Source organism: Streptomyces sp. NBC_00287 (genome assembly GCF_036173105.1).
Lineage (GTDB): Bacteria > Actinomycetota > Actinomycetes > Streptomycetales > Streptomycetaceae > Streptomyces.
Map to the genome: position 1 here is coordinate 783,771 of NZ_CP108053.1, position 21,640 is coordinate 805,410.

The following is a 21,640-nucleotide window of genomic DNA, read 5'->3' on the forward strand; positions in this document are numbered from 1 at the left end:
CCCCGTGAGGAGCGTGCCGTGGAACTCGGCATCCTGTCCCTGTCCGACCTGCAGACCGACCCCACCACCGGCCGCCTTCACGACCCGGCCCGCCGTACCCGCGAGATCGTCTCCTACGCCATCGCCGCCGACCAGGCCGGCCTGGACGTCTTCGGCCTCGGCGAACACCACAGTCCCGACTTCTCCGTCGCCAACCCCGCCGTCCCGCTGGCCGCGATAGCCCAGGCCACCACCCGTATCCGCCTCACCAGCGCCGTCTCCGTCCTCTCCACCCTCGACCCCGTCCGCCTCCACCAGGACTTCGCCTCCCTGGACCACCTCAGCCAGGGCCGAGCCGAGATCATCGCCGGACGCAGCGCCTTCCTCGAAGCCTTCACCCTCTTCGGCGTCGACCCCGCCCACTACGACGACGTCTTCGCCGAGAAGCTCGACCTGCTCCTCGCCATCCGGGAGAACAAGCAGGTCACCTGGTCCGGCCGGCACCGCCAGGCTCTCGACAACCTGCCCGTCCCGCCCCGTCCGCAGCAGGAGACGCTGCCGCTGTGGCTCGGCGTCGGCGGCACCCCCGCCAGCGCCGAGCGGGCCGCCCGACTCGGCCTGCCCATGGTCCTCGGCCTCATCGGCGGAGACATCCGCCGCGCCCTCCCCCTCACCGAGCACTACCGCGCCGTCGGCCAGGCCGCCGGGCACACCCCCGACACCCTGCGCCTGGGCGTCACCAGCCACTTCTACGTCGGCAAGACCTCCCAGGACGCGCGCAAGGACCTCTACCCGTACTACCGCGAGTACCTGCGGCCCAAGACACCCGGCGGCCGCGGCTGGCTCATCGACTCCGCCCAGTTCGAAGCCGTCGCGAGCCCTCTGGGCGCGCTGATGACCGGCAGCCCGCAGGAAGTCATCGACAAGATCCTCACCGAACGCGAACTCCTCGGCATCACCCGGTTCATGGGACAGATCGACTTCGGCGGCATGCCCACCGGCATGGTCAACGACTCCATCGAACTCCTCGCCACCGAAGTCGCTCCCGCCATCCGCAAGGAAGCCGCGACCGGCGTTGCAACCGCCTGACCGCGCACCGAACAGGACTTTCGCCCGCTTGGCCCGCTCAGACGAAGCGGGAGCTCGGCACCGGTCCCGACGACGACAGGTGAGCGCGGTCCCCCTGGAGCCAGGTGGCGCGTACGGCCGTGACGAACTCCGTGAGTCGCTCGTCCGGGTCGGCCGGTGCTTCGCCGTCGCCCTCGTCCGGGGTCGGGTCGGCGGCGACGATGTCCGCGGCGATCTCGGATTCCGGGCGGTCGTCGGGGGCCGAGCGCTCCACTCCGCCGTCGTCCGACTGCTGGAGTACGCCGTCCCACGGTGCCGTCGCCGACTGGTGGAGCAGCGTGATGGTGTCGGCGGTGACGGCCGGGGGGTCGGTCCAGCAGCTCGCGTGCTCGTGCAGGATCTGTCCGGGCGTCCGCTCGAAGAGCCGGCCGATGATCTCGGGATCCACGTCGTTCAGGTCGTAGGCCACGACCACGGTGTCCGCCCGCTCGGGGTCGAAGGGCAGCGCGGGAAGTCCGAGCACCTCGGCCGCGGCCAGGCCCAGGATGTGGCTGCCGCGGTCGGGCAGCAGGGACACGGACGTCGGCCGTACCCCGGCGGCTTCCAGCACCGTCTTCAGGCGCAGCAGACCGCGCAGGCACTGGTCGTGGGTGTCCTGGAGCCAGGCGTACCGGCCGGTCATGCCCGCGCCGAAGCCGTACGGTGACAGCGTGCCGAGGACGGTGCCGCCCAGGACGTACTGCCAGCCCCGCAGATCCGTCCGGTCCAGCGCGCTGACCGCCTCCGCGCTCGCCGCCCGCTCCAGCATCCGGCTCTGACGCGCCTGCGCCGACAGCCACTGCTCGTCCTCCGGGTCCGGCAGCAGGGCGTGCTGACGGCGTGCCAGGGGGAGGTCGCCAGACATAAGAGCGTTGTAGACAACGAGATAGCGGTCCGGCCAGTCGGCGAGGTCACCCTCGTACGCGGTCAGTGCCTCTACGGCCTCGCTGTGCCGCCCCTCGCGCTCGTAGGCGGAGACCAGCTCGCGCAGCGCCGCCATGGAACCCGGAACCAGACGCAGCGCCTCCCGCAGGGCGGGGATCGCCAGATAGGACACGCCGCGCTCCACGCACGCGTACCCGAAGTCGTAGAGCTCCTGCGGCTTGTCGGGACGGGAGGCGAGCGCCTCGGCCGCCTGCTTCAGGTCGTCGAACCCGGCGGCATCGGCCGCGCGGGCGACCACCAGGGCTATCTCCCCGAGGGGCAGGTCGTCGGTACCGGACCGCAGCTGGCGCAGGGCGCCGGGGATGTCCCCGGAGTCCAGGGATTCCCAGGCCTTGAGGAGTTCGGGGGACTTGGGGCGGCGGGGCTTGCGCGAGAACATGAGAGCGATCTTCGCCCGGGACGGGGCACGCTCTCAACCGTAATTAGGCGTTGGCCGACCGCTCAGCCGCTCAGCCCCAGCTCACCCGCGCGCATCCCGGCCTGGAAGCGCGAACCCGCGTCCAGGGTGTCGAGCAGTTCGGCGACCCGTCGGCGGTAGGTCCGCAGGGACATGCCGAGTTCGCGTGCGGCTGTCGCGTCGGTGACGCCCGAGCCCAGCGCGCGCAGGACCGTCCGGCTCTCCGCGTCGAGTTGGGGACGTTGCGCGCGCAGGAAGCCGTCGAGGTCGGTGGCGGCCTCCCAAGCGGCTTCGAACAGTGCGTGTACTCCGCCGACCAGGGTGGATGCGGTGGTCACGGTGTACTCGCGGCCGCCGGGGGCGCTCACGCCGGCGAGGATCGCGTACCGACGGTCGATGATGATCGTCTCGTGGGGCAGAGCGGTGGCCGCGATCCGCACCTGGGCGCCCAGGGCCACGCGCTCCTTCAGGTGCTCGCGGCTGTGCTCGTCGGCCAGCACGGCCGGGCTGTACAGCTTGCGGATCCGCTGGGTGCCGCTGTGCCGCACCCGGTCGCGAGCGGCCTGCCGGGCGCCGTGGTGAGGCCAGGTGTCGAGGTCGCGGGCGGCGCAGACGAACTCCTCGCGGACCGAGGAGAACAGATGCCCGGTGCGGGCGAGCAGCTCCAGATCACCGCGGATCGTCAGGGTCTCTGCCACGCCTTCATTCTGCCCGATGGCAGCAAACTGCCACGGGCTCGCCGTACGACCGCCCCGCCGACCAGGCTGGATGCATGAGCGAACACTTCCACCTCGGTGGCGACCTCCCGATCAACCGGTTGGGCTTCGGCGCCATGCGGCTGCCCACGAACAGCTTCCACGGCCCGGCCCGCGATCCCGAGACCGGCCGAGCCGTCCTGCGCCGTGCGGTCGAACTCGGCGTCAACCACATCGACACCGCCGCCTTCTACACCAGCGGCGACGGCACCGTGAGGGCCAACTCCCTGATCCGCGAGGCGCTTTACCCCTACCCGGCCGGTCTGGTCATCGCGACCAAGGTCGGCCCGGTCTTCACCCCCGACGGCGGCGTGGGGGCCTCCCACGCGGCAGACCTTCGCTCGCTGGTCGAGGAGAACCTCGACACCCTCGGCGTGGACCGCCCCGATCTGGTCTATCTGCGGATCGGCGGCGTCGAAGGGCCGCCGCACGGTGAGTCCGTCGCCGCACGCTTCGCGGCGCTGGCCGCGATGCGCGACGAGGGGCTGATCCGCCACCTCGGCCTGAGCAATGTCGATGCCGACCACCTCGCCGAGGCCCGTGCGATCGCACCTGTCGCCGCGGTCCAGAACCACTTCCACGCCGCCAAGCGCGATGACACCGAGGTCCTGGCCGCCTGCGAGGAGTCCGGCATCGCCTATGTGCCGTACTTCCCGCTGGGCGGCGGCATCAGCGACCTCAGCGGTGAGCGCATGTCCAAGGTCGCGGCCCGGCATGGCGCGACGGTTCCGCAGATCGCCCTGGCCTGGCTGCTCGCCCGCTCTCCCGTCGTCCTGGCCATCCCCGGCACCGGCTCCCTCTCCCATCTGGACGAGAACACTGCCGCCGGGTCGATCGTCCTCACCGATGAGGATCTCGCCGACCTCACGGCGGAGTAGGCCTCGCCGTTCAGAACACCGACAGGCCCGTGAGCGTGGTGAAGCGGTCCAGGGCCGCCACGCCTGCCACCGAGTTGCCGCGCTCATCCAGGCCGGGGCTCCAAACGCACAGCGTGCAACGGCCGGGGACGACGGCGATGATGCCGCCGCCCACGCCGCTCTTGCCGGGCAGGCCCACCCGGTAGGCGAAGTCGCCCGCCGCGTCGTACGTCCCGCAGGTCAGCATCACCGCGTTGACCTGCTTGGCCTGGCTGCGGGTCAGCAGCCGGGAGCCATCGGCGCGGACGCCGTGGCGGGCGAGGAAGCCGGTGGCCAGGGCGAGGTCGGCGCAGGAGGCGCGGATCGAGCACTGGCGAAAGTACTGGTCCAGCAGGACCGGCACCGCGTTGTCGATGTTGCCGTAGGAGGCCATGAAGTGGGCCAGGGCGGCGTTGCGGTCGCCGTGCGCGGACTCCGACGCGGCGACCTCCTTGTCGAAGTCCAGGGTCGGGTTGCCGCTCTCCTCGCGCAGGAAGGCGAGCAGTTCACCTGCCGCGTCGCCAGTACGGGTCTGCAGGCGGTCGGTGACGACCAAGGCGCCGGCGTTGATGAACGGATTGCGCGGGATGCCGTTCTCGTACTCCAGCTGCACCAGGGAGTTGAAGGGGTTGCCGGAGGGCTCGCGGCCCACGTGCTCCCACAGTTCGTCGCCCTCGCGGGCCAGGTCGAGGGCGAGGGTGAAGACCTTGGTGATGGACTGGGTGGAGAAGGGCTCGCGCCACTCCCCCACGCCGTACACCGTGCCGTCGAGCTCGGCGACGGCCATGCCGAAGCTGCGCGGGTCGCAGGCCGCGAGCGCCGGGATGTAGTCGGCGGCGCGGCCGCTGCCGGGGGTGCGCCCGATCTCGTCGGCGATGCGCTCCAGGACCGGCTGGAAGGTCTGGGACGACGGTGCAACACTCATGATCACCATTGTGCCTCCGGGCCGGTCCTGGCGCGCATTCGCAGATCAGGCGAGCAGGTCAGACGAGCGGGTCAAGCAAGCGGGTCAAGCAAGCGGGTCAGGCAAGCGGGGAGCCGCTGCCCGCGAGCACCTCGGGACGCAGCAGGCCGGCGAGCCTCTCGGCGGGCAACAGGCCCTTCTCCAGGACGAGTTCGGCGACTCCGCGGCCGGTGGCGAGGGCCTCCTTCGCGATGTCGGTGGCGGCCGTGTACCCGATGTGCGGGTTGAGGGCCGTGACCAGACCGATGGAGTTCTCCACGGTCCGGCGCAGCTCCTCGGTGTTGGCGGTGATGCCGTCCACACAGCGCTCGGCGAGGGTGAGGCAGGCCGCGCGCAGATGGGTGATGGACTCCGACAGGGAGTGCAGGATGATCGGCTCGAAGGCGTTGAGCTGGAGCTGTCCGGCCTCGGCGGCCATGGTGATGGTGACGTCGTTGCCGATCACCTCGAAGGCGACCTGGTTGACGACCTCGGGGATCACCGGGTTGACCTTGCCGGGCATGATCGACGAACCGGCCTGCACGGGCGGCAGGTTGATCTCGCCGAGGCCGGCGCGCGGACCGGAGGACAGCAGCCGCAGGTCGTTGCAGCTCTTGGAGAGCTTGACGGCGATCCGCTTGAGGACACCCGACATCTGGACGAACGCGCCGCAGTCCTGGGTGGCTTCGACCAGGTTGGCGGCGGTGACCAGGGGCAGTCCGGTGATCTCGGCGAGGTGGCGGCGGGCCGATTCGGCGTAACCGGCCGGAGCATTGAGTCCAGTCCCGATGGCTGTAGCGCCGAGGTTGATTTCATGGATCAACTCGACAGCCTCGTCAAGACGGGACCGATCCTCGTCAATCATGACGGCATACGCCGAGAACTCTTGACCCAGCGTCATGGGGACCGCGTCCTGCAACTGTGTACGGCCCATCTTGAGCACATCACGGAACTCGACGGCCTTACGGGCGAAGGCATCCTGCAGTACAGCCATCGCCTTGAGCAGTCCACGTACCGCGAAGACCGTCGATATCTTGACGGCGGTCGGGTAGACGTCATTGGTTGACTGACCGAGGTTGACGTCCTCATTGGGATGCAGGTACTGGTACTCGCCCTTCGCATGCCCCAGCAGCTCCAACGCCCGGTTGGCGATGACCTCGTTGGCGTTCATGTTGGTCGAGGTACCGGCGCCGCCCTGAATCACATCGACGACGAACTGCTCGTGCAGCTTGCCCTCCCGGATCTCCCGACAGGCCTCGACGATGGCGGCGGCCTTCTTCGCCTCCAGCAGACCGAGCTCCTCATTGGCAAGGGCAGCGGCCTCCTTTACGGCGGCCAGGGCGTCGATCAGATGCGGGTACGCGGAGATCGGGGTGCCGGTGATGGGGAAGTTCTCGGTGGCACGCAGGGTGTGAACACCCCAGTACGCGTCGGCGGGGACATCACGGTCGCCGAGCAGATCGTGTTCGCTACGGGTGACGGCGGCGGTCATGGAAGAAGGTCCACTTTCTGAGAAGGGTGAAGGTGAGCTACGTAAGGGGCGCGGGGCGTTATCGATTTGCGGCTACCGCCGCGTGGGCGCGACCAGCCACGACGGACCCGCAGCCGCATGACGGAATGTGCGGCACATTCCTAGGCGCACGGAGCAACAGCAACGGGCTCCAGCGAACGAACCGGCCGCACGAAACCGACCGGCTGCCCACCTCCGAGCAGCGCCTCTCCCTGGAACTCGGTGAGCAGCTCAGGATCAACGCCAGCCCGAGCAAGCGCCGCCGCCCCGACAGGGATCCGCGCCCGGTTGGCCCCATCGGCAATCTTCACGGCAACGGAACGCCCATCAGCCAGCGCAGCAACCTGCACCCCCTCAAAGCCGTCCTTCGCCAACAACCCCGGCACAGCCCGCATCAACGCCGCCACATCCCGCCCGGACCCGGAGGCCATCTCGGCATGCTCCCGCATCGCGTCAGCGACCCTGGCCTCGGGCGTACCGGGCGCGGCGGTGGTGATACGAGCCGCGGCTCGCGCAAGCCCGTGGAGCGAGACGGAGAACAACGGAGCCCCGCACCCGTCAACGGTCACCTGCGCAATGCGCTGCCCCGTAAGGTCCTCGACGATCTCGGCGATCGCCTGCTGCAGCGGGTGACCGGGATCGAGGTAGCCCTCCAGCGACCACCCGTTCAACCGGCAGGTGTACAGCATCGCCGCATGCTTGCCGGAACAGTTCTGGGCGAGCCGGGAGGGCAGACGCCCCTCCCGCACCCACGCGTCCCGGACGACGGGGTCGTACGGCATGTCGGTGACGTTGCCCAGGTCGTCCTCAGAGACACCCGCCAACTCCAGGATCCGCCGGGTACCGGCAAGGTGCCGCTCCTCGCCGGAGTGGCTGGCCGCGGCGAGGGAGAGGAGTTCGCCGTCGAGCGGCAGTCCGGCGCGGACCATGGCGACGGCCTGGACGGGCTTGAGAGCCGAGCGGGGGTAGAACGCGGCCTCGATGTCGCCGAGCTGGAACTGGACGTCGCCCTCGGTGCCGAGGACGACGACCGAGCCGTAGTGGATCCCTTCCACGACCCCGCCGCGTATGAGGTGGGCGACGGGGGCGTGGAGGGGTTCGCGGACGAGGGGTGCCGCCGCGAGCGAACTGCTGTACATCACTGCCTGATTCTTGGGGTGGTGGGTGTGAGCCGGGCGCGGATCACGCGTCGGCCTTACTGGATTGCGTGCGTGCGGCCCGGCTGCGGATGGCGTACCAGCCGGCGACGAGCGCGGCGACGATCAGCGGCAGGCACAGCACGGTGGTGCGGCCGGCGCCTCCGTCGGCGTACATGAGGACCAGGACGGAGGCGAGGAAGGCCAGCGTCACGAGTTCGGTCCAGGGGGAGCCCGGCAGTCGGTAGTCGGGGCGGGTGAGTTCGCCCTTCTGGGTCTTCTGCCAGAAGAGCAGGTGACAGACCATGATCATGCCCCAGGTCGCGAGGATGCCGATCGCCGCGAAGTTGAGGACGATCTCGAACGCGTCGGCGGGGACCACGAAGTTGAGGCCCACGCCGAGGACACAGATACCGCTGGTGAGCAGGATGCCGCCGTACGGGACCTGGCTGCGGCTCATCACGCCGGTGAACTTCGGGGCGGAGCCGGACATGGCCATGGAGCGCAGGATGCGGCCGGTGGAGTACAGGCCGGAGTTGAGGGAGGACATGGCCGCGGTGAGGACGACCAGGTTCATCACGCCGCCGGCCGCCGGGATGCCGATGTTGGAGAGCACGGTGACGAAGGGGCTCTCGCCCGCCTTGTACGACGACCAGGGCAGCAGCATCGAGAGCAGGACGACGGAGCCGACGTAGAACAGGCCCACGCGCCACATGATCGAGTTGATCGCCTTCGGCATGATCTTCTCGGGGTTCTCGGTCTCGCCGGCCGCGACGCCGACGAGCTCGACGGAGGCGTAGGCGAAGACGACGCCCTGGATGATCAGCAGCATGGGCAGCAGGCCGTTGGGGAAGAGGCCGCCGTGGTCGGTGATCAGGGACGGGCCGGGGGTGGTGCCGTCGACGGGGTGCTGGGTGACGAGGAGGAAGATGCCGATGCACATGAAGATCACGAGTGCGCTGACCTTGATGATGGCGAACCAGAACTCCAGCTCGCCGAACATCTTCACCGAGATCAGGTTCACGGTGAGGACGATGGCCAGGGCTATCAGGGCGAGCACCCACTGCGGGATGTCGGAGAAGATGCCCCAGTAGTGGGTGTAGACGGCGACGGCGGTGATGTCGGCGATGCCGGTGGTGGCCCAGTTGAGGAAGTACATCCAGCCCGCGGTGTAGGCGCCCTTCTCCCCCATGAATTCACGGGCGTACGAGACGAAGGCGCCGGACGAGGGCCGGTACAGGACGAGTTCGCCGAGGGCGCGCACGACGAGGAAGGCGAAGATTCCGCAGACCGCGTAGGCGATGAAGAGGGAGGGGCCGGCGTCGGCGAGGCGGCCGCCGGCGCCGAGGAAGAGGCCGGTGCCGATGGCGCCGCCGATGGCGATCATGTTGACGTGCCGGGACTTCAGGGACTTGCTGTAGCCCGCGTCTCCGGCGTCGACATGGCCGGAACGTTTCTGCACGCCTTCGTTCTGCACGCCGTCGTGCAGGGACTGCTCGCTCACGCCTCGGGTCCGCCTTCCGTGGTGGTGCTCGTGCGCGCGGGGCGCACGATGTCGGTGAGGGTGGTCTCGACGCGGTCGAGGTGGTGCGCCATGGCCTCGGTCGCGTCGTGCTCGGAACCGTCGATCAGCGCCTCGACGATCGCCCGGTGCTCGCGGTTGGACTGCTCGCGGCGACCGCCCAGTTCGTTGAGGAAGGCCGACTGACGCGCCAGCGCGTCCCGGATCTCCTCGATGACCCGGCGGAAGACCGGGTTCTGGGCGGCCTCGGCCACGGCGAGATGGAAGAGGGTGTCCATCGCGACCCACGCAGTGGTGTCCGTCTCGCGTTCCATACGGTCGAGCAGATGGGCCAGGTGGTCGAGGTTCTCCGGGGTGCGGCGCACCGCCGCGTATCCGGCGACCGGGATCTCGACGTGCCGGCGCACCTCCAGCAGATCGCTGGCCGCGTAGTCGCCGAAGGTGGGGTCCTCGACGGTGCTGGCGACGACGAAGGTGCCCTTGCCGGTCTTGGAGACGGTCAGGCCCATGGTCTGCAGGGCCCGCAGGGCCTCGCGCAGCACCGGGCGGCTGATCTCCAGGGTGCGGCACAGCTCCGCCTCGGAGGGGAGCTTGTCGCCCACGGCGTACTCGCCGCGCTCGATGGCGGCGCGCAGGTGCGCGAGCACCGCTTCCATGGCGCTGATGCGCCGGGGCGGCTGTCCGGCTGTCCGGCTGTCTGACAGGTTCACGGGAGTGATACTCCGGGTGCCGGGAGGCTGCTGTCAAGGCGGGTGAAAGGAAAGTTTCAGCCCGTGCCGGGAGTGAAAGCCGGAGTGAAAGCCACCCTCACCTGGTCAGCTGTTCAGCGCGCCGGTGCCGAGCAGCGCGAACAGCAGCAGGCCGACGACGATGCGGTAGACGACGAAGGCGTTGAAGGTGTGCTTCGCCACGAACCGCAGCAGCCAGGCGATGGAGGCATAGGCGACGACGAAGGAGACGGCCGTACCGGCCACGAGCGGCGCCACGCCCGCCCCGGCGCCGAGGGCGTCCTTGAGCTCGTACAGGCCCGCGCCGGTCAGGGCGGGGATGCCGAGGAAGAACGACAGGCGGGTGGCGGCGACCCGGTCCAGGTCGAGGAGGAGGGCCGTGGACATCGTGGCGCCGGAGCGGGAGAAGCCGGGGAAGAGCAGGGCGAGGATCTGGGAGCTGCCGACCAGCATCGCGTCCTTGAAGGAGGTGTCGTCCTCTCCCCTCTTGTGGCGGCCGAACCGGTCCGCCGCCCACATCACGCCGCTGCCGACGATCAGCGAGCCGGCGACCACCCACAGCGAGGCGAGCGGCCCCTTGATCAGCGGCTCTGCCGCCAGACCCACGGCGACGACCGGGATCGTCGCCCAGATCACCCACCAGGCGAACCGGTAGTCATGGACGTACCGCTCCTCGGGGTGGCGCAGCCCGCGCACCCACGCCGAGACGATCCGGACGATGTCCTTGAAGAAGTAGACGAACACGGCGGCGATGGCGCCGACCTGGATGACGGCGGTGAAGCCGACGACGGCATGGTCGTCGACGGGGATGCCCATGAGCCCCTCGGCGATCTTCAGATGGCCGGTGGAGGAAATGGGCAGAAACTCGGTCACCCCCTCGACGGCTCCGAGGAGGACGGCCTGACCGACGGTGATGGCGCTCATGGGATCCAGTTCCGGGGAGGGGCAGTACGGTGCACTGTCCTACCGCGCGCGGGTATGGACCGCCCTAACCCCACACCGCTTCGGCGAGCCATACGCCCGTGAAGGCGGCGCCGATCCCCACGGTCACGCTCCCGACGACGTTGCCAAGGGCGTACAGCCCCGCCCCCGTCTCGGCCAGCCGCAGGGTCTCGTAGGAGAAGGTCGAGTACGTCGTCAGGGCCCCGCACAGACCGGTGCCAAGCAGCAGCTGGACGTGGGAACTCACACTGCCGGTGAGCAGGCCGAGGATCAGACAGCCGGTGACGTTGACTGCGAAGGTGCCCCAGGGGAAGACGGAGTCGTGCCGGGACTGCACCGCGCGGTCGGTGAGATAGCGCAGGGGGGCGCCGACCATGGCGCCCGCGACGACGAGCAGCCAGTTCACGGCGAATTCCCACCTTCCTCGCGGCCGACATACCGGATGACCTCGCAGTCGTCGAGGATCACCAGGCCTTCGGTGACGAGTTCGTCGAGCTGCGGCAGGAAGGCCCGCACCCGCTCCTCGGTGTCGACGATCACGATCGCGACCGGGAGGTCCTCGCTCAGAGACAGCAGTCGCGAGGTGTGGATCAGGGACGAGGCGCCGAAGCCCTCGATGCCGCGGAAGACGCTGGCGCCGGCGAGCCCGGCGGCGTGGGCGCGGTGCACGATCTCGCTGTACAGGGGCTTGCGATGCCAGGTGTCGTGCTCGCCGACGAAGACGGTCACGCGCAGGGCACTTCCGGTCAGTCGTGTCATGACTGCCTCCGCTTCAGAACGCGGCGGGTGGTCGTCGCGGCGAGCCACACCGCCGTGAGGGCCGCGAGGAGGGTGGCTGCGAGGTAGGCGAGGCCGGTGCCGGGGTGGCCGGAGTCAACCAGCTTCTGGATGTCGACGGCGTAGGTGGAGAAGGTGGTGAAACCGCCGAGGACGCCGGTGCCGACGAAGGGGCGGACCAGGCGGTGGGCTGCCCATACGTCCGTGATGACCACCATGAACACGCCGATGACGGCGCAGCCGACGACGTTCGTCCAGAAGGTCGCCCACGGGAATCCGCCGGGCTGGAGGGGCCACCACAGGGAGAGTGCGTAGCGGGCCGTGGCTCCGAGGGCGCCGCCGAGTGCGACCGCGGTGACGACGGGTGCCTGGCCGCGCAGGACGGGCTGCCGCGTGGGGCGGGGCCGGGCGGGCAGGCTCTCGGTGTCGGGGGCTGTCATGGTCGTACGTCTCCTGCCGGGACGGCCTGATCACGGCCGGTCAACAGGGTAACGCCGGGCTCATTTCACGGGCGGCTCGCACAACGCCACCCCGTGTTCCCACAGGCTGCCGAGGACGAGGTGCCCGGCGGCCTCGCAGACGCTGGTGACCATGCGGAAGCGGGAATGGCGGCGGGCCAGGTGGTGGACGATCGCGCCGGTGTCGTCGACGGCGAGGACGCCGATGGTGCCGGTGGGGCGGAAGGGGGCGCGTACGGCGACGCGGGCGGCGGCGCGGCGAACCGCGGGTGTGGCGCGGTGCAGCAGGTCCAGGGGTGGGACGCGAGGGCCGGCGAGGGCGACCCAGACGAGGCCATCCGGGGTGCCGCGCCAGAGGTTGTCGGGCATGCCCGGGAGGTTCTCGACGAAGGGTTCGGCCTGGCCCTCCTTGGGACCTGTGAGCCAGTAGCGGGTGAGGCGGCAGGCGCCGGTCTCGGCGACGACGAGGAAGGACTCGTCGGCGCTCGGTGCGAGACCGTTGGCGAACTGGAGGCCCTCCAGGAGGACTTCGGGGGTGTCCGCGCCGGGTGCGAGGCGCAGGAGGCGGCCCGCTCCGGTGTGCTCGGCAAGGTCGCCGATCCACTGCTCCAGCGGGTAGCGGCGGCTGGAAACGGTGAAGCAGACGCTGCCGTCGGACAGCGCGACGGTGTTGCTGCAGAACCGCAGCGGCTCCCCCGCCACCGAGTCGGCGAGGATGCGCACGGTGCCGTCGGTGAGGTCGACGCGGAGCAGTCCGCGCTCGGCGTCGCACACCAACAGGGCGTCGTCCGTGAGGAGTTCGAGGCCGAGGGGGCGGCCCCCGGTCTCGGCGAGCACCTCGACGCGGGCGTCGTCGGGTTCCGTCAGTCCGTCGAGCCGCAGGATGCGCCCGTCCTCGACGCCGGTGAGCACCCGGCCGCGGGCGTCGGCCACGACGTCCTCGGGACCGCGGCCGCCGATCGCGACATACCGGCGCGGAACGAGAGCCTGGACCACCGCTACCAGCCCTTCTCAAACATGCGCGCCACCTCGGCGATGCGCACCTCTTCGCGCCGGTAGTAGACGCGCCGCCGGATCCGCCGGGCACGCAACAGGCCGATGCCGGCGAGCAGGTTCAGATGCATATCGGCAACCGCCCGGGGCACCCCGAGCTTCTGCGCGACGGCATCGACGGTGACGCCGTCCTCGACGAGGTCGCCGTGGCGCTGGGGCGGGAAGTGCGTGGCCGGATCCTTCAGCCACTCCAGGATGTCCAGACGCCTCTCGCTCACCGGTGTCCTCAACATCGCCTGCTCCTCCGTCCGATCCTCCTCGTTGCGCGTGTTCCCCACTGTCCCGCAGTCGATGCCGATATGTCCGGCACTCTCCGCGTCTTGGCCGGTACCGAACTGCCGTGCGAGACATGGCCGTTCGGGTGCGGTACGACGTGCGGGGCCCGGCCGCGCGTTCCCGCGGCCGGGCCCCTGTCTGTCATGGCGGGGTCAGCGGTGGCTGAACCACGCCATCGCCGGCAGCGCCTTGTCGTCGTAGCCGAACAGGGCCTGGTTCTCCCAGCCGTTGCCGGAGGAGGCGTCGGTGGGGTCCCAGCCGTTGCCGTTGACGGCGGTCCAGGTCGACTCCCAGTAGAAGACGCCGAGGCCGCGGCCGTTCGGGACGGCCTCCACGATGCTCGCGATGTCGTTCATCCAGCGGGTCTGGCCGGCCGTGGTGGCGGGGTAGCCGGAGACCAGTTCGCTCTCCAGGTTGATGATGTTCTCGTGCGAGTCCTCGCTGTCGAGACGGAAGGGGTAGGCCGTCTCGGCGACGAAGACCGGCTTGCCGTAGCGGGTGGCCGCGTCGTCCAGGGTCGTCTGGAAGTCGTAGAGCGTGCCGTGCCAGTAGCCGTAGTACGACAGGCCGATGACGTCGAACTTCACGCCGTTGGAGACCGCGCTGTCGAACCACCAGCGGGTGCCCGTCAGGTCACCGCCCTTGGCGAGGTGCAGGGCCACGGTGGTGGAGGAGTTGACCGCCTTGACCGCGTCGTAGCCGGAGTTGAGGAGACCCGCCAGCTGCGACCAGTTGCTCGTGGAGCCCTCGTTCCACAGCATGCCGCCGTTGATCTCGTTGCCGACCTGGACCATGTCGGCGGTGGTGCCCTGCGCCTTCAGCGCGTTGAGGACGTCGTACGTGTGGTTGTACACGTCCGTCTTCAGCTGGGTGTAGCTGTGGCCCGCCCATGCGGCCGGCTTGCTCTGGGCGCCGGGGTCGGCCCAGGTGTCCGAGTAGTGGAAGTCGACCAGCAGCTTCATGCCCTGGGCCTTGATGCGCTTGGCCAGCGCCAGGACCTCCGCCTTGCCGTTGTAGCCGTCGGCCGCGTTCACCCAGACCTTGACGCGCGCGTAGTTCTGTCCGGCGGACTTCAGGATGGCAAGGGCGTCGCCGGTCGTGCCGGAGCTGTTCTTGTACGTGCCGCCGAGGGCCTCGCTCTTGGCGAGCGAGGAGACGTCGGAGCCCTTGATGGTCGTACCGCCAGTGCCCGACGCGAAGGTCAGGTCGTCAACATTGATCCAATTGCCCGCGTTCGCGTCACTGTTGATGCTGATCGTGCACTGGTTGTTGGTGACGCTGACCGGCACGACGATCCGGATCCAGCCGCTGGCCGAGACCGGGAGGTTGGTGCGCTGTTCGGCGCCGCCGCAGTTCTTCAGGGCTATGTAGGCGGAGTTCTGCCCGCCGCCGGAGCGGACCCAGGCGGTGAGCTTGTAGTTGCCGTTGGTGAGCCCGGACAGGTACTGGTACGTCTCCACCTGGTAGGCGGAGGACGACCAGTGGCTCAGACGGTAACTGCCGCCGTGGCCACCGGACTCGGAGAACGAGGCGGCGGTCGTGCCGTACTCGGACCAGCCGGCCGGCGCGGCGGCTCCCGCGCCGTCGGACTCGAAACCGCCGTTGGTGAGCGTGCTGGCCGCCTGGGCGGTCTGCGCGGGCAGGGCGGTGAGGGCGAGCCCGGCGGCGAGCGGAAGCAGCAGGGCCTTGAGGGTGCGTCTGGGATGGAACATCGTCGTCCGTCGTCCCTTCGACGTGAATGGGGATGGGGGTACCCCTCGACCGAGCGGCCGGTGAGGGGTTCCCCTCCGCCCGCGGCTCTCGTGGCACGCGCGGGCGGAGGGGAGTCTGGTCAGCCGTCGAGCCGGACGACCCGGACGGCTCCCGCGGGCACTTCGAGGCGCCCCGCGGCTCGTTCGCCCGTGAGCAGTTCGGTGCCGTGCGCTTCCAGCGGCACCTTGGCGTCCGACGGGCTGTGGTTGATGGCGAAGAGGAAGGTGCCCGACTCGCCGGTGCGGCGGACCACTTCGACGTCGTGCGGAAGGTCGGCGCGCGGCGCGATGCTCGCGTCCTCGGCGGCCCAGCCGAGCAGGGCGTCCAGGCCGTGCGCGTCGAGGCGGGTCGATACGTACCAGGCGGTGCCCTCGCCGAGGCGGTGCCGGGTGACCGCGGGGCGGCCGGCGGTGAGTCCGTCGGCGTACGTCCACACCGTCTCGGCCTCGCCCGGCGTCACGAACTCGGTCCACACGTCGCCGGTGAGCTCGGAGCCGTCGGGGCCGGTGATCCGGACCGTGTCGCCCTTCAGCAGCGGCGAGAACTCCTCGACGGTCAGGCCCAGGACGTCGCGCAGCGGGCCGGGGTAGCCGCCCTCGTGGACGGCGTCGTGCTCGTCGACGATGCCGGAGAAGTACGACACGACGAGGGTGCCGCCGCCTGAGACGTACTCCTTGAGGTTGTTCCCGGCTGCCTCCGTCATCAGGTACGACGCGGGCACGACGACAAGGGGATAGGCCGACAAGTCGGCTTCCGGGTGGGCGAAGTCGACCGTGAGGTGGCGGTCGTAGAGGGCCTCGTAGAAGGAGTCGGCGCGTTCGCGCGGGTCGTGGTCCTCGCTGGGGCGCCAGTCGAGGTCCTGCGCCCACCAGGAGTGCCAGTCCCACAGGACGGCCACGTCGGCCTGGGTGCGGGTGGCGCGGATCGGGCTCAACGAGTCGAGACAGGCGCCGAGTTCGACGACCTCGCGCCACACCCGGGTGTCCGTGCCGCCGTGCGGGAGCATCGCCGAGTGGAACTTCTCGGCGCCGCGCCGGGACTGGCGCCACTGGAAGAACATGGCGCCCTCGGAGCCGCGTGCCACATGGGCGAGGGAGTTGCGGGCCATCTGGCCGGGGGCCTTGGCGGGGTTGCGGGGCTGCCAGTTGACGCCCGAGGTGGAGTGCTCCAGGAGGATCCAGGGCGCTCCGCCGGCCACCGAGCGGGTGAGGTCGGCGGCCATGGCGAGGTTGACGTGGGTGCGGCGGCCGTCGGTGATCAGGTAGTGGTCGTTGGTGACGAGGTCGACCTCGCGGCCCCAGGCCCAGTAGTCGACCGAGTCGCACTGGCTGAGGGCGGTCATGAAGTTGGTGGTCACCGGGATGCCCGGGGTGAGGCGGTGCAGGATGTCCCGCTCCATGACGAAGTTCTCGCGCATGGTGGCGTCGGCGAACCGCTTGTAGTCCAGCGCCTGGGCCGGGTTGCCGACGGTCGGTGTGGTGCGCGGCGGGTTGATCTGCGCGAAGTCCGTGTAGCGCTGGCCCCAGAAGGCGGTGCCCCAGGCCTCGTTCACGCCGTCGACCGTGCTGTACGTGGTCTCCAGCCAGCGGCGGAAGTGGGCGGCGCAGGAGTCGCAGTAGCAGGCCGAGACGGGGACGCCGTACTCGTTGTGCACGTGCCACATGGCCAGGGCCGGGTGGTCGGCGTAGCGCTCGGCGAGCTGGGTGGTGATGTTCGCGGCGGCGGCGCGGTAGTCGGCGTTGCTGTGGCAGATGGCGCCGCGGGAGCCGAATTCGTAGCGCACGCCGTCTTCGGTGACCGGCAGGGCCTCGGGGTGTTCCCGGTAGAACCAGACCGGCGGGACCACGGTGGGGGTGCCGAGGTCGACGCGGATGCCGTGGTCGTGCAGGAGATCGAGGAGGCGGTCCAGCCAGCCGAAGTCGTAGACCCCGCGTGCTGGCTCCAGCAGCGCCCAGGAGAAGATTCCGGCACTCACCATGGTGACGCCGGCCTCCCGCATCAGCCGGACGTCCTCGTGCCAGACGCTTTCCGGCCACTGCTCGGGGTTGTAGTCCCCACCGAAGGCGAGCCTGGTGAGGCCCCTGGGGGTGGTCTCCGGCATGGAATCTCTCCCGGGTAATCGTTCATTTGGGAACGTGCACACACAGCGGCGGCGGTGCGAGCCCAACATAACCGCACAGCAACAACCATTGACAAGTGTCCGGGATGTTTCTCTACTGTGAACGCTCACAGAAGCATGGCAGGTTCTCGCAGCAGGCGGGAACCCCAGGTCAGGGGAGAGATCCATGCCCATCACGAAGCGCAGCCGCGTCGTGGCATCCACCATCGCTGTTGTCCTCGGAGCCACCGCCCTCGCCGCGTGCGGCTCGTCCGACGACGACACCGAGGCCGAATCCGGACCGGTCTCGCTGACGTACTGGACCTGGACGCCCGGCATGGACAAGGTCGTCGACCTCTGGAACAGCGGGCCGGGCAAGCAGGACCAGATCAAGGTCACGGTGAAGAAGCAGGCGTCCGGCGACACGCTGGTCACCAAGATCCTCACCGCGCACAAGGCCGGCAAGGCCCCGGACCTGGTCCAGGCCGAGTACCAGGCGCTGCCCACGCTGGTCAGCAATGACGCGCTCGCGGACATCTCGAAGGAGACCGGCGAGGCGAAGAGCAAGTTCGCCGACGGTGTGTGGCAGCAGACGACGCTGGGCACGGACGCGGTCTACGCGGTCCCGCAGGACATCGGCCCGATGATGTTCTACTACCGCGAGGACCTGTTCAAGAAGTACAAGCTCGACGTGCCCAAGACCTGGGACGAGTTCGCGGAGACCGCCCGCAAGCTGAAGAAGGCGTCCCCGGAGACCGACCTCACCACCTTCTCCGCCAACGACTCCGGTCTCTTCGCGGGCCTGGCCCAGCAGGCCGGCGGCCAGTGGTGGACCACCGAGGGCCAGCAGTGGAAGGTCGCCATCAACGACACGGCGACCCAGAAGGTCGCCAAGTTCTGGGGCGACCTCGTCGAGGAGGGCGCCATCGACAACCAGCCGATGTACACCCCGGCCTGGAACAAGGCGCTCAACACCGGCAAGCAGATCGCTTGGGTCTCCGCGGTGTGGGCCCCGGGCACGCTGACCACGGCCGCGCCCGACACCAAGGGCAAGTGGGCCATGGCCCCGCTCCCCCAGTGGTCCGAGGGCGAGAACGTCACCGGCAGCTGGGGCGGCTCCTCCACCGCCGTCACCACGGACTCCAAGCACCAGGCCGCCGCCGCCAAGTTCGCCGCCTGGCTGAACACGGACGGCGCCGCCCTGCAGGCGCTGGCCAAGGAGAGCGGCATCTACCCCGCCGCCACCAACGCCCAGACGTCCGGCGCGTTCACCAGCCCGCCGGAGTACTTCTCGAACCAGGCCGACTTCTACACCCAGGCCGCCGAGATAGCCAAGAGCACCGCTCCGTCCGCCTGGGGCCCGAACGTGAACGTCGCCTACACGACCTTCAAGGACGCTTTCGGCAAGGCAGCCAAGGACAAGTCGGACTTCGTCGCCGCCCTGAACACGATGCAGGACGACACCGTCGCCGACATGGAGAAGCAGGGCTTCGAGGTCTCCGAGTGACCAGCGCACGCCGGCAGTCGTACGGGGTCAAGGGGGCCCCGTACGCCTTCCTCATTCCCGCGACGATCCTCTTCGCCCTGTTCTTCGCGCTGCCCATCGGGTACGCGATCTGGCTGAGCTTCCGCAAGGTGCAGGTCTCCGGGCTCGGCCTCGGGGCCGGCGCCCGCTCGGAGGTCTGGGCCGGTTTCGAGAACTACACCGACGCCCTCACCGACAGCGAGCTGGTCGACGGCGCGCTGCGGGTGCTCGGCTACGGCTGCATCGTGGTGCCGGTGATGCTGGGCCTCGCCCTGCTCTTCGCGCTGATGCTCGACTCCGACAAGGTGCGGCTCGCCCCCTTCACCCGGCTCGCGATCTTCCTGCCGTACGCCATTCCCGGCGTGGTGGCGGCGCTGCTGTGGGGCTTTCTGTACCTGCCGGACGTCAGCCCCTTCTACTTCGTGCTCGACAAGCTGGGCCTGCCGCAGCCGGATCTGCTCGACGGCGGTCCGCTCTACCTCGCCCTGTCGAACATCGCGGTCTGGGGCGGCACCGGCTTCAACATGATCGTCATCTACACCTCGCTGCGGTCCATCCCGGCCGAGGTCTACGAGGCGGCCAAGCTGGACGGCGCCACCCCGCTGCAGATCGCGCTGAAGATCAAGATCCCGATGGTGGCGCCCTCGCTGGTGCTGACCTTCTTCTTCTCGATCATCGCCACGCTCCAGGTGTTCAACGAGCCGACCACCCTCAAGCCGCTCACCAACTCCGTGTCCACGACCTGGAGTCCGCTGATGAAGGTGTACCAGGACGCCTTCGGCAAGGGTGACATCTACGCGGCCGCCGCCCAGGCCGTGATCATCGCCCTGGCCACGCTGGTGCTGTCCTTCGGCTTCCTGCGGGCCGCGAACCGTCGTCAGAAGCAGGAGGCAGCACGATGAGTTCTCTTGCCGTCCGCAAGGCCGGACCGGCGGCGGGCACCACGCCCGGCACCGCCCAGGGCCCGCCGCTGCGCAGCCGGATCGCCCTGCTGCCGACGATCACACTGCTGCTCGGCGCGATCTACATGCTGCTGCCCGTCGCCTGGGTGGTGATCGCGTCCACCAAGTCCGGCAGCGAGCTGTTCTCCACGTTCACCTTCCTGCCGGGCTCGGGCTTCACCGACAACCTCAGCGAACTGAACTCCTACCGCGACGGTGTCTACTGGCAGTGGATGGGCAACTCCGCCCTGTACGCCGGTCTCGGCGCCCTGCTGTCGACCTGTGTCTCGGCGTTCAGCGGTTACGCGCTGGCGATCTACCGCTTCCGCGGCCGGGAGACGATCTTCAACGTCCTGCTGGCGGGCGTGCTGATGCCGCCGATCATCCTCGCCGTCCCGCAGTACCTACTGCTGGCCGAGGTCGACCTGACGGACTCCTACCTGTCCGTGCTGCTGCCGCAGATCCTCTCGCCGTACGGCGTCTACCTCGCACGCATCTACGCGGCCGCCGCGGTGCCCGCCGATGTGGTCGAGGCCGGGCGGATGGACGGCGCGAGCGAGTGGCGGATCTTCAGCCGGGTCGCGCTGCCCATGATGATCCCCGGCATGGTGACGGTGTTCCTCTTCCAGTTCGTGGCGATCTGGAACAACTTCCTGCTGCCGTACATCATGCTCAGCGACGACGAGAAGTTCCCGATCACGCTCGGTCTGTACACGCTCCTCGAACAGGGCGCCAACACCCCGGCGCTGTACACCCTGGTGATCACCGGAGCGTTCCTCGCGGTCTTCCCGCTCATCGCGCTCTTCCTGGTCATCCAGCGGTTCTGGAGCCTTGATCTACTGTCCGGGGCCGTAAAGTCATGACCATGAGCAATACGGGTGGCCGACGCAGACCGCCGACGATCCACGACGTGGCGCGCGAGGCCGGAGTCTCACGGGGCACCGTCTCGCGTGTGCTCAACGGCGGCCACTACGTCAGCCCTGCGGCCCAGGAAGCTGTCAACGCCGCGATCCGCAAGACGGGTTACGTCGTCAACCGGCACGCCCGCTCACTGATCACCGGCCGCTCCGACTCGATCGGCTTCCTGCTGACCGAGCCGCAGGAGCGGTTCTTCGAGGACCCCAACTTCAATGTCCTGCTGCGCGGTTGCACCCAGGCGCTGGCCGCGCACGACATCCCGCTGCTGCTGATGCTGGCGGGGACACAGGACGAACGGCGACGCATAACGCGCTACATCACCGCCGGGCACGTCGACGGCGTACTGCTGGTCTCCAGCCACTCCGGTGATCCCGTGGCCGAAGAGCTCCGCGAGGCCGGCGTCCCGCTGGTCGCCTGCGGCAAGCCGATCGGGCTGGGCTCCAAGGTCAGTTACGTCGCCGCGGACGACCGGGACGGCGCCCGCGACATGGTGCGCCACCTGCTGTCCCTCGGCCGCCGCCGGATCGGCGTGGTCACCGGTCCACTGGACACCCCCGGCGGTGTCGAGCGACTGGCCGGCTACAAGGAGGTCCTCGCCGACGCGGGCATCGAGCTCGACGAACGGCTGATCGTCTCCGGCGACTACAGCCGGTCCAGCGGCGAGGCGGGCGCCGAGCAACTGCTCGCCCAGGCCCCGGACATGGACGCGGTATTCGTCGCCTCCGACCTGATGGCACAGGGCGTACTGACGACCCTCGAGCGGTCCGGCCGCCGAGTCCCCCAGGACGTCGCGGTCGGCGGCTTCGACGACTCCCCCGCGGCCCTGGCCGCCCGCCCCGAGCTGACCACGATCCGCCAGCCCTGGGACCGCATCAGCACCGAGATGGTCCGCGTGCTCCTGGCCCAGATAGGCGGCGACGACCCGGCCGCGGTGATCCTCCCTACGGAACTGGTGAAACGCGAGTCGACCTGACGGTCGCCC

Annotated in this window: 21 protein-coding genes; 6 read left to right on the forward strand and 15 right to left on the reverse strand. The window is 69.5% G+C overall.

Annotation, left to right across the window (positions count from 1 at the left end):
• The first annotated feature begins 18 nt into the window (after positions 1-18).
• Entirely contained in the window at positions 19-1,068 is a 1,050-nt protein-coding gene (locus OHT76_RS03895; RefSeq protein ID WP_328869303.1) for an LLM class flavin-dependent oxidoreductase, read from the forward strand.
• A 37-nt stretch (positions 1,069-1,105) separates the two neighbouring features.
• On the opposite strand, the gene OHT76_RS03900 is transcribed toward OHT76_RS03895, so the two are convergent.
• Both OHT76_RS03900 and OHT76_RS03905 read right to left on the reverse strand, forming a co-directional pair.
• Positions 1,106-2,410 (reverse strand): hypothetical protein, encoded by a 1,305-nt coding sequence (locus OHT76_RS03900; protein WP_328869304.1) that lies wholly within the window; start codon positions 2,408-2,410, stop codon positions 1,106-1,108.
• A gap of 62 nt (positions 2,411-2,472) precedes the next feature.
• Entirely contained in the window at positions 2,473-3,126 is a 654-nt protein-coding gene (locus tag OHT76_RS03905; RefSeq protein WP_328869305.1) for a DNA-binding response regulator, read from the reverse strand.
• A gap of 74 nt (positions 3,127-3,200) precedes the next feature.
• Between OHT76_RS03905 and OHT76_RS03910 the strand changes: the two genes are divergently transcribed.
• Positions 3,201-4,061 carry an aldo/keto reductase gene (locus OHT76_RS03910; RefSeq protein WP_328869306.1) on the forward strand — a complete coding sequence of 287 codons (861 nt, stop codon included), beginning with the start codon at positions 3,201-3,203 and terminating at the stop codon, positions 4,059-4,061.
• A gap of 10 nt (positions 4,062-4,071) precedes the next feature.
• On the opposite strand, the gene OHT76_RS03915 is transcribed toward OHT76_RS03910, so the two are convergent.
• The 13 genes from OHT76_RS03915 to OHT76_RS03975 form a co-directional block, all read right to left on the reverse strand.
• A complete protein-coding gene (locus OHT76_RS03915) occupies positions 4,072-5,013 on the reverse strand; it encodes a glutaminase (protein WP_328869307.1) in 942 nt (313 codons plus the stop codon).
• An 88-nt stretch (positions 5,014-5,101) separates the two neighbouring features.
• Positions 5,102-6,514 (reverse strand): aspartate ammonia-lyase, encoded by a 1,413-nt coding sequence (aspA, locus tag OHT76_RS03920; protein ID WP_328869308.1) that lies wholly within the window; start codon positions 6,512-6,514, stop codon positions 5,102-5,104.
• Between the two features lie 140 nt (positions 6,515-6,654).
• Positions 6,655-7,671: an asparaginase gene (locus OHT76_RS03925; protein ID WP_328869309.1), complete on the reverse strand. Its 1,017-nt coding sequence runs from the start codon at positions 7,669-7,671 to the stop codon at positions 6,655-6,657.
• A 43-nt stretch (positions 7,672-7,714) separates the two neighbouring features.
• Positions 7,715-9,172, reverse strand: a complete 1,458-nt coding sequence (locus tag OHT76_RS03930) for an amino acid permease (protein ID WP_328869310.1) — start codon at positions 9,170-9,172, stop codon at positions 7,715-7,717.
• A complete protein-coding gene (locus OHT76_RS03935; RefSeq protein WP_186284096.1) occupies positions 9,169-9,846 on the reverse strand; it encodes a FadR/GntR family transcriptional regulator in 678 nt (225 codons plus the stop codon). Before OHT76_RS03935 ends, OHT76_RS03930 begins: the two co-directional genes overlap by 4 nt.
• Positions 9,847-10,005: 159 nt before the next feature.
• The gene (locus OHT76_RS03940; RefSeq protein WP_328869311.1) at positions 10,006-10,842 is read right to left on the reverse strand and encodes an undecaprenyl-diphosphate phosphatase; all 837 of its coding nucleotides are present in this window, start codon (positions 10,840-10,842) and stop codon (positions 10,006-10,008) included.
• Between the two features lie 64 nt (positions 10,843-10,906).
• The gene (crcB, locus tag OHT76_RS03945) at positions 10,907-11,266 is read right to left on the reverse strand and encodes a fluoride efflux transporter CrcB (protein ID WP_328869312.1); all 360 of its coding nucleotides are present in this window, start codon (positions 11,264-11,266) and stop codon (positions 10,907-10,909) included.
• A complete protein-coding gene (locus OHT76_RS03950; RefSeq protein WP_328869313.1) occupies positions 11,263-11,619 on the reverse strand; it encodes a DUF190 domain-containing protein in 357 nt (118 codons plus the stop codon). Before OHT76_RS03950 ends, crcB (OHT76_RS03945) begins: the two co-directional genes overlap by 4 nt.
• Positions 11,616-12,077: a fluoride efflux transporter CrcB gene (crcB, locus tag OHT76_RS03955; protein WP_328869314.1), complete on the reverse strand. Its 462-nt coding sequence runs from the start codon at positions 12,075-12,077 to the stop codon at positions 11,616-11,618. The genes OHT76_RS03950 and crcB (OHT76_RS03955) overlap by 4 nt, the downstream gene beginning before the upstream one ends.
• Before the next feature lie 60 nt (positions 12,078-12,137).
• Positions 12,138-13,091, reverse strand: a complete 954-nt coding sequence (locus tag OHT76_RS03960; RefSeq protein WP_328869315.1) for an SMP-30/gluconolactonase/LRE family protein — start codon at positions 13,089-13,091, stop codon at positions 12,138-12,140.
• A 2-nt stretch (positions 13,092-13,093) separates the two neighbouring features.
• Positions 13,094-13,381 (reverse strand): ArsR family transcriptional regulator, encoded by a 288-nt coding sequence (locus OHT76_RS03965; protein ID WP_328869316.1) that lies wholly within the window; start codon positions 13,379-13,381, stop codon positions 13,094-13,096.
• Between the two features lie 195 nt (positions 13,382-13,576).
• Entirely contained in the window at positions 13,577-15,136 is a 1,560-nt protein-coding gene (locus OHT76_RS03970) for a glycoside hydrolase family 53 protein (RefSeq protein ID WP_328869317.1), read from the reverse strand.
• A gap of 119 nt (positions 15,137-15,255) precedes the next feature.
• Entirely contained in the window at positions 15,256-17,277 is a 2,022-nt protein-coding gene (locus OHT76_RS03975; RefSeq protein ID WP_328869318.1) for a beta-galactosidase, read from the reverse strand.
• A 184-nt stretch (positions 17,278-17,461) separates the two neighbouring features.
• On the opposite strand from OHT76_RS03975, the gene OHT76_RS03980 reads away from it, so the two are divergent.
• Genes OHT76_RS03980 through OHT76_RS03995 form a run of 4 tightly spaced genes read left to right on the forward strand, consistent with a single transcriptional unit; the run spans position 17,462 to position 21,631 of the window.
• The gene (locus OHT76_RS03980; protein WP_328869319.1) at positions 17,462-18,781 is read left to right on the forward strand and encodes an ABC transporter substrate-binding protein; all 1,320 of its coding nucleotides are present in this window, start codon (positions 17,462-17,464) and stop codon (positions 18,779-18,781) included.
• Positions 18,778-19,701: a carbohydrate ABC transporter permease gene (locus OHT76_RS03985; protein ID WP_328869320.1), complete on the forward strand. Its 924-nt coding sequence runs from the start codon at positions 18,778-18,780 to the stop codon at positions 19,699-19,701. Before OHT76_RS03980 ends, OHT76_RS03985 begins: the two co-directional genes overlap by 4 nt.
• The gene (locus tag OHT76_RS03990; RefSeq protein ID WP_328869321.1) at positions 19,698-20,603 is read left to right on the forward strand and encodes a carbohydrate ABC transporter permease; all 906 of its coding nucleotides are present in this window, start codon (positions 19,698-19,700) and stop codon (positions 20,601-20,603) included. Before OHT76_RS03985 ends, OHT76_RS03990 begins: the two co-directional genes overlap by 4 nt.
• Positions 20,600-21,631, forward strand: a complete 1,032-nt coding sequence (locus OHT76_RS03995; RefSeq protein WP_328869322.1) for a LacI family DNA-binding transcriptional regulator — start codon at positions 20,600-20,602, stop codon at positions 21,629-21,631. The genes OHT76_RS03990 and OHT76_RS03995 overlap by 4 nt, the downstream gene beginning before the upstream one ends.
• Positions 21,632-21,640 lie beyond the last annotated feature (9 nt).